The following is a 7,708-nucleotide window of genomic DNA, read 5'->3' as shown; positions in this document are numbered from 1 at the left end:
ATCACGTCCCAGTCGCCCGGCTGCGACTGTTCGACGATGGCGAGGCCAGCGCCGGTGCCCTCGAAATCCTTGACGTTGACCTTGACGCCATTGGCCTCCTCGAAGGGCTGCAGCAGCGCCGGATCGGCATGATCGCACCAGATCAGCGCGTTGAGGTCGGCGGCCTGGACAGCGCTGCCGGCTGCGAGCAACAGCGCCGCGGCCGCGCACGCAGCATGCAGATGGCTCTTCAACATGGAAAGCGAATTCATGGTCTTGGAATGTGCGGACATCGAGTGTTCTCCCTTGCCTTTGTGGCTTCTTGCAAAAAATTGAACCAATTCTAAAATTGAGTCAATTCTGTTTTTGTGGAAAGAGGCTGGAATGAGCGGATTGCGGGCAAGGCAAAAGGCGGACCGGCACAGGCGCATCATCGAAGCGGCGGCGGAACTGTTTCGAGAGGCCGGCTATGAGGGCGCCAAGATAGAGGCGATCGCCACGCAGGCCGAGGTCTCGGTCGGCACCATCTACAATTACTACGAGAACAAGGGCGACATCCTCGGCGCCATCGTCTCGCTGGAGGTCAACGAGGTGCTGAATGCCGGGCAGGGCGTCGTCGCCAGGCCGCCGGCCAATGTCGGCGATGCGCTGGATACGCTGATCGGCATCTACATCGAGCACTCGCTGCACTATCTCAGCAAGGAGATGTGGCGGCAGGCAATGGCGATCTCGACGCAACTGCCCGACAGCCCGTTCGGCCAGGCCTACACCGCGCTCGACCGCGCGCTGACCGAACAGATCCGCGCCCTGATCGCCCGGCTGCAGGCGCTCGGCCTGGTGCGCCAGGACATCGACGGGGCGGCGCTCGGCGAACTGATCTTCAACAACATGAACATGATGTTCATCGAGTTCGTGAAACGCGACGCGGCGAGGATACCGGAGCTGCGCGCAGCGATACGGAGGCAGAACCGGATTTTGGTGGCGGCGATCGGGGTGTGAGGGAGTCAGGAGCAGACAGGAGAAAATCGTCGGTTCGGCATATTGTCATTTCACACCAGCGCTCGCCTCTTGAGTTGAATTTAAAGCCTGGTACAACTTAAGGGAGCATAAAAAGGGGAGGCGTAAATGGGGGCGTTTTCCATCTGGCATTGGGCGATCATGCTGCTGTTGATCGGCGTGCCTGTTTTCTTTGCTGTTCGATCGGCCGCGAAGCCGTCGCAGAATCCTGAGGCTCTTGTGGGCTTCGGCGGCTGGCTGATGCTGCTGGCTATCGGTCAGGCATTGTCACCGCTGCGCACACTCGCCGAATTGGGGGCCTCCAGCGATGGCGACAACCAGCTCATGCTGGTGCCGAATGGACCCATGGTGGTCTATGGCGAGGTTGCCCTGCTGCTGGCATTCATGGTGCTTCAGCTTGTGGTGCTCGTTGCCATGCTGAGGCGGAGCCTTCGGTTCAAGCAGTTGTTTCTCATCCAATGGCTCGCAATCCCGGTGGCGGTCATACTGGACGCGATCTGGGTCTCCACCGCGATCGGGGTTTCGGTTCGGCAAGTGGTCACTGGCGAGGCGCTTGCGACGCACATAGTCTCGTTTGTGCTGATAGGGCTCTGGGTCGCCTACGTCTACAAGTCCGTCAGGGTGCGGAACACCTTCACCAGGGTTGGGGCATCCACCCAGGTTGCTGGCGCGTCGTAGAAGAAGGCACAACTTGGAATGTTGGAACTGCGCGCGGCGATCCGCGGGCAGAACCGAATTCTTGTGGCGGCGATTGGGGTGTGACCTCGTGCACCACTATGTCGCCATCGAACCTGGAACGGCCAGATCCTGAGCCGACCGACCTCGACCATCATCCGTGACGGCTGCGACCTTTTGGAAGGTCTTTATTTCGGCCTCATTTATACGTGCTGCCCGCGCTCTCGCCTGGAGATCAACCAGGCGCGCCACGAGCGCTTGCGACGTCTCGACTTCAGGGTTCATCATTTTCATTTGTCCGATTGAGTGGCGATTTGACGAGCGCACCCCTCCGGCATCCCTGCCGGCGGGCCTGGCCGGTTCGAAGTTTCAGTCGTAGACTTTCACAATCTTGCGTGTGCTCGGGTCCACCAAAACCGTTCGGTTGTCGACCACCGTATAGCGGTATTTGACGTTGGGAACCTCGTGGAGTTCGACCGTGTCTGGCAGAGCCGTGCCGACATTCAACTCCACCCCCGGAAGCTTCACAGAAGCCAAGGGTTGCTTCTTCACGTATTCGCGCACGACGGTGTCCTGTTCCGGTGTGATAACCACATCCTGTGCCGCAACCGCGCCGACGCTGGCCAACAGCAAGAGCGCCGCAGCGGCGCTGCTTAGGTGCATCCTCATTTGTTTTTCTCCTCTTGTAACCTGGCGGCAGCACGATCGGCTGGGCGCCAGCCACCCGAACACGTCGCCAGGCCAAACGTTCCTCATACGGGCCTCTGTCTGAATCCGCGCAGGACCAAAGTCTGGTTGGAAAACGCAATGGTCTTACCCGTTGGGAGTAGGCGGAACGGCTTAGGCCTAAAGGTTGTTGTCTCTCCAATTCGGAGAGAAACAGTGGAAAAAAGTGTCGGCCAGGCGCGATGGTTGCTCGCACCGATTTTCGCAACAGCCATCACCTTCCTGGTGATGGGGGTCGTTCTTGGCTGACATGGCGTGGATCGGCGCAGCTACGTCCCTTCCTGCGCTGATAGGACCCGTGAGCTGCTTCGGCGGCGGGCGGGTCCTGTATTTCACCGTGCGCCCATGCATGCTCATTCGGCAGGCGTGGGCGCATTTCTAGCACATGTACCTTGGGAGGTTTATTATGGATCGGCGATCCTTCTTGACTGCAATGTTTGGCGTTGCCGGGGCAGCGGCCCTTGCAAGCGCTGTCCGCCCAACTGACGCAATGGCGGGTGTTCCAGGGGCCGGACACGGCATCCTCGATGAACTTGAGACGCCACAAACAGAGACCTTTGAAGAAGACGCACAGGCAGAAGTGCAGCAAGTCTATCATCGGGACTGGCACTACCGTCCCCACCGCCGCCGGCGGGGCTGGAGACGGGTTTGCCGCAGTTATTGGCGGCATGGTCGCCGTCGCATCCGGTGCAACCGCCGACGTGGTCCTTCGGTCGTCCTTCGATTTTAACTGATTTCCCGCCTCGGCCCGTTCCGGCTCACGCGCCGAGAACGGGCCGGTTTAGATTCTTTTCGGTGAACGATCACAATGACATTGGTCCAGAGATCGAATGAGAGTGGCAGCGCGAACCAACCGGGAAATGGCAACGATGATCGTGCGCCCGGGTTTGTGGCCTCCGTCGCTTTGCCGGACAAAGAAAACATTGCCGACCTTGTCAGGCGAACAGAGCGCATGGCCATCTTGGTGGTTCTTGGACTGAGCGGCTGGTTGATGCTCGTCCCCGCTATTTATCTTGTGCTGACGCACGGGATATGAAGCTTGCGGGACATCCGTGCGCGCCCAGGGTTGGATTGCAATCGCATCGGATCGCGGCTTCCGCAGCCGTTTCGTGTCACCGGCAATGTGGGCGGGACGGGCTGTATTGCTGGCGCGAGGCGCAGGTGCTTGGATCACCGCGGCCTACGTCCGGCATGCTTGGAGCGCTATAATCCAACTAGCCGAACGTAATCGGCTTCTGGCTTGCCGTAGGTGCCGTTTGCGCAGGCCGCAAGTCCGCTGCGGTCCCTGATGTGCACTTCGCCACGTCGAGAATAGATGAAACCACGTCCTTCCAGAACTTGCAGCCCAACGGTAACGCCTGGGCGTCTTGCTCCAAGCATGACGGCGAGAAACTCATGGGTGATCGCAAGGCGCTCGCCGTGGACCCGATCGTCACACATTAGAAGCCAGCGCGCCAACCGCTCTTCAAGGTTTGATTTTGCGTTGATCAGGGCCGTATAGCTGGTCTGGATGTGGAAGTAGTGGACATAGCGCAACAGGAAAAGGCGCAACGTTGGGCTGTTCGCAAGAGCCTCCTTGAAGGGCTCGGTTCCCATCCTGAAAGCGCTGCCGGCCGACTGAACGTAGCATTGATGCGCTGCATAGTCAGCGCCCATCACGAGCGCGGCACCGGTCATTCCCTCAAAGCCGACAAGGCCCACCTCGGCTTCCTTACCTGAAGCCGTCGCGACCACAGAAGCGATGCCGTCCTCCAGGAAGTACACCGTCTCGATCTCCGAATCGGCTTTCTCTAAGGTCATTTTCGGCTCGAGGTCACACAGTTCAAGGTGTGGCTGCAAAAGCCCCAGGTCACCAGGGTCAAGCCTGCGCAACAATTGGTTTCTGTAGGAATCGTTCTCTGGATTGGTCATAGCTCAATCCCGCTTGGGGCAAGAGCTTTCCAATCTCCCTGCCGTCTGCGCCCGTAGACACGTGCAGACGATTTAAAAAATATACGCCCTCTGGCGCGCGATTGACAGTGAAATGCAACCTGATGCACGGCGTCCCCTCAGCCGCCGAATTACAAAACAGGGGTGTACAAAGTTACAGGGTTGGAATCGTACAGAACTCTGCTTCGTACGAATCCGACAATTTGTGATCGCAGCCAACGAGCCGGCATGATGTACATGGTTATCAATGTCGAGGCAGAGCGACGAGAGGGCGACCGACCGACTGGCAAGGCGACGGTTGTGCCCCATAACGGGTCAAAAGTTTGGCATCTAAATTGCTTTCACAGGTATGGGGTGGGCGAGAGCCCGTCGCTTCGCAAATGGAGCGGCGGGTCTACCCTACCAGTGACTGTCGAATGGCCACGGCAGCAGAATGTACCGCCTTTCAGCAGAAACTAACGGAACATCCGTACTCGCCCGAAGTTGGATTGCAGGAAGCGTCGCATGCGGGCTTCCGCAGCCCGTTTCGTGTCACCGGCAATGTGGGCGGGACGGGCTGCTTTGCGTTGGTACGCAATTTATACCGCTGACTACTTGTGGGTAATCCAGTCCAACAAGCCAACGTTAACCTGCTCGCACCCGACATATTCGCGGACCAAGCTTTCAGCCAGGTGGCGCCATTCACACTCGGGAACGCCTGTTTCCCTGACCAGGTTTCGAAACGCCGAGCGGAGAATGTCGGCATCGAAGGCCGAGACGGCAACAGGACCTGGCTCCGGATCTCCCTCCCGGGCCATGTCATCGCGATGACGTTGGCGAAGGCGCTTGAGCAGTTCGCGCGAGGCCTCGATTGCGCGTCGGGAGTGGTCCATATCACGGCGAAATGAGGCAGTGCCGGCCAGGGAATGGTGCCGCAACCGAAAGCTGGTTTCTATAACCGCGCGTGCGACTTCTATATGCGTTTCTGCCATCGCGGCCTCCCTTCCTGCGAAAGGATTTATTTACTCTCTTGTCACGCGTGACCCAAGAAGGATTCAACGTACGGTTTGGTACGAAGGGATGGCGCGCAGATGGGCATGGTCCGGAACGAACGAAGGGCCTGAACGGCAAACTATTTGCGATCCAGGCCCCTAGCCGTCGGGTTCGCGGCGACATTGCGCCCGCGGAATGCCATTCACAAGCTGGACCTTGGTCTTGCCATTCCCGCGGGGGGCGTCAAAGTCGGAGACGCGCTGAACAGTTAGAACTTCATCGCGATGCCGACGCGGAAATCGTGCGTCTGAAGCGTGTGTTCCAGCGTGCATCCGCCGCCACAATATTCAAGCGACTTCTTGCCGAAGAAGGAGAAGTCGTATTCGCCGCGCAAGAACACGTTGTGTGTGAGCGCGACGTCGATGCCTGCTCCAACAACACCACCGACCAAGGTGGCATCCCGCTCAGCGTTTCCACCCGGGTAGAATGTCTTCAGCTTTGCAGCGGTTACACCAGCCGTGACGAACGGCATGTAGGCTCCCATGTCCATGCCAACGCGACCCTTTACGGATCCGAACAAACCTGTGGAGGCGTCAAGGACGCCTGGGCCTGGAATATCGTCGAAGGTGTTCTTCTTGAAGCGGTAGCCAAGCTCGCCTTCGACGCCATAGACAATCTTGCCGGATTGGAGGTTATAGCCTGCAAAGCCGCCGACCGTTGCCGAGCCGACATTATGCGTTGCGCCAGCCTGGGCGCCCGGTCCATAGATCTTGTAGTGTTCCAACGTTCCGGCACCGAACACGCCGGCGTATGGCCCTTGCCAGGTCCATTCAGGGGTATCGACAGGAGCGATCGTCATATCGGCAGCCATGGCCGGAGCCGCGGAAAGCGCAACGAATGAAGCGAGCAAAAAAGCTTTCATGAAATCCCCATCAAAATCGCCAATCGCTTTATATCGATGAGCCTGCAACTTTGTATATAGCTAGGAAGTCACACCCGTAGGCTAAGTTGCTGCGCCTGAATTCGGCGAAATAGGTATCGGGATGGCCGGTGCAAGCAGGCATCCCTCGAAGAGCTCAATACTTCCGCGTCAGGCTTCGATGCGGGCATTATCGAGAAATTCAAGTGCGGAGCGTGGAAGGGGTGCCGTTCTGATCTTCAATGAAGCCGCTGCCGCACGGATCAGGCTTGCAGCTGTGTTCGTGAAGAATGCCGATGGGTATACCGGACGGCTCAATCCGCAGCAATCAGGAAGGATGCCGTCGACGCCATAGTTAGGCGGCGGCGCGCAGGGCGGTGACTCGCCCAATGTCCGGGTCCCTTCGCAGCCATCTATCGGTAAAGTCCCGGGTATTTGGCCTTCTCAGCCTGGCAATTTCCCGCTCTCTGGACCGCCATGGCGTAAGCTCTTTCATAGGTGTGAATGGCCTTCCGGAACTTAGGAGGATTAGGCGTCAGGTGTTTTTCTATCCCCTCGTACAAAAGCACAGGGACAGCAATGATAGCTTTTCCATTCTCTGTAGGCCTCAGCCGGCACCTTTGCATAACGCCGTTGAGGTTACCTGCCATTTTAGCGGCCAAATTTAACTTGGCATCGGGCATCCCGACCAGGAAGTGGATATTGTCCTGTCCTGCCGAAGCCGCCGAAGACGCGAAGCAAATTGCGGCGGCGAGTGCGACCAAAATGCGGATCAAAGTGACGTCCCCCCAATATTCCCAAATCTGAGCCAGGCTGAATATTTGGCAACCTAGCACCAAGCACACTATCCACAAATATGACACCTTCAAAACGCTCTCGCTCGATGCGCCAATGGGAGGGACTGACCTTAGGCGAATCGATTTGCTGGTGGCGCCGGAACCTTACGAGCCGGAGGAGGACGAAGAGGATGATCCGGATACGGTGATGCTCTGGGCGGATACTCGCGTTGGCAAATGAAAAATTCCAGGTGGATAAGCGGTGGATCGAACCCGAACCTTGTTTTCTAAGCTTTTGAAAATGTTATGGTTTTTGCATTGTGCTGGTGCCCCCGGACGGAATCGAACCGCCGACCTTCGGTTTACAAAACCGCTGCTCTACCAGCTGAGCTACAAGGGCACGGCGCTCCGGTTAGCATATTTGTTGAGCCAGTAAAGACAAAACTCCGTTTTTTCCCGGCATGCCGCATGGGCCATCGGCGAGGGCATCCTGAAAACCGCCGGATTGCTTCCTACATCTAGGGAAGGGTGCAATCGCTTCGAGCAGGGGTGTCGCATGATCAGATTTGTCATCATTCTCCCGATCATCTTCGTGGCCTGGATGCTGCTGGTGAAGATCATCAGCGACGTGAAGAAGGCCAATGTCGACTGGACCGGCGTCACCACCATCATCGGTTTCATCGCGCTGGCGTTCTGGCTGCGCCATGTCACGGGG

At 58.0% G+C, this 7,708-nt stretch carries 7 protein-coding genes, 1 tRNA gene and 1 pseudogene; 2 read left to right on the top strand and 7 right to left on the bottom strand.

From position 1 onward, the window contains the following. A pseudogene (locus EN994_RS10740) lies at window positions 1-272 on the bottom strand (spermidine/putrescine ABC transporter substrate-binding protein); the annotation flags it as partial. Between the two features lie 91 nt (window positions 273-363). On the opposite strand from EN994_RS10740, the gene EN994_RS10735 reads away from it, so the two are divergent. Both EN994_RS10735 and EN994_RS10730 read left to right on the top strand, forming a co-directional pair. Continuing rightward, window positions 364-978 (top strand): TetR/AcrR family transcriptional regulator, encoded by a 615-nt coding sequence (locus EN994_RS10735; RefSeq protein WP_024503901.1) that lies wholly within the window; start codon window positions 364-366, stop codon window positions 976-978. A gap of 126 nt (window positions 979-1,104) precedes the next feature. Beyond that, window positions 1,105-1,674, top strand: coding sequence for a DUF2569 family protein (locus EN994_RS10730; protein ID WP_063168081.1), 570 nt, complete (start codon window positions 1,105-1,107; stop codon window positions 1,672-1,674). 366 nt (window positions 1,675-2,040) lie between these two features. Here EN994_RS10730 and EN994_RS10720 read toward each other — a convergent pair whose 3' ends face one another. From EN994_RS10720 to EN994_RS10685, 6 genes are all read right to left on the bottom strand, one after another. Beyond that, window positions 2,041-2,340 carry a DUF1236 domain-containing protein gene (locus tag EN994_RS10720; RefSeq protein ID WP_013531386.1) on the bottom strand — a complete coding sequence of 100 codons (300 nt, stop codon included), beginning with the start codon at window positions 2,338-2,340 and terminating at the stop codon, window positions 2,041-2,043. A gap of 1,260 nt (window positions 2,341-3,600) precedes the next feature. Beyond that, window positions 3,601-4,308 carry a Crp/Fnr family transcriptional regulator gene (locus tag EN994_RS10705; RefSeq protein ID WP_063168079.1) on the bottom strand — a complete coding sequence of 236 codons (708 nt, stop codon included), beginning with the start codon at window positions 4,306-4,308 and terminating at the stop codon, window positions 3,601-3,603. A gap of 608 nt (window positions 4,309-4,916) precedes the next feature. Further along, window positions 4,917-5,297, bottom strand: coding sequence for a hypothetical protein (locus tag EN994_RS10700; protein ID WP_013531389.1), 381 nt, complete (start codon window positions 5,295-5,297; stop codon window positions 4,917-4,919). Between the two features lie 269 nt (window positions 5,298-5,566). Further along, window positions 5,567-6,220 (bottom strand): outer membrane beta-barrel protein, encoded by a 654-nt coding sequence (locus EN994_RS10695; protein ID WP_013531390.1) that lies wholly within the window; start codon window positions 6,218-6,220, stop codon window positions 5,567-5,569. A gap of 410 nt (window positions 6,221-6,630) precedes the next feature. Next, on the bottom strand, window positions 6,631-6,993 hold the full coding sequence (locus EN994_RS35350; protein ID WP_164745866.1) for a hypothetical protein: 363 nt from the start codon (window positions 6,991-6,993) through the stop codon (window positions 6,631-6,633). A gap of 324 nt (window positions 6,994-7,317) precedes the next feature. After that, window positions 7,318-7,393: transfer RNA gene (locus EN994_RS10685), tRNA-Thr, on the bottom strand. Window positions 7,394-7,708: the final 315 nt, after the last annotated feature.

Origin of the sequence: Mesorhizobium sp. M7A.F.Ca.CA.002.09.1.1 (genome assembly GCF_003998555.1) — a bacterium.
In the GTDB taxonomy this organism is placed as follows: Bacteria; Pseudomonadota; Alphaproteobacteria; order Rhizobiales; family Rhizobiaceae; genus Mesorhizobium; species Mesorhizobium ciceri.
This window is presented reverse-complemented; position numbering and strand designations above follow the sequence as displayed.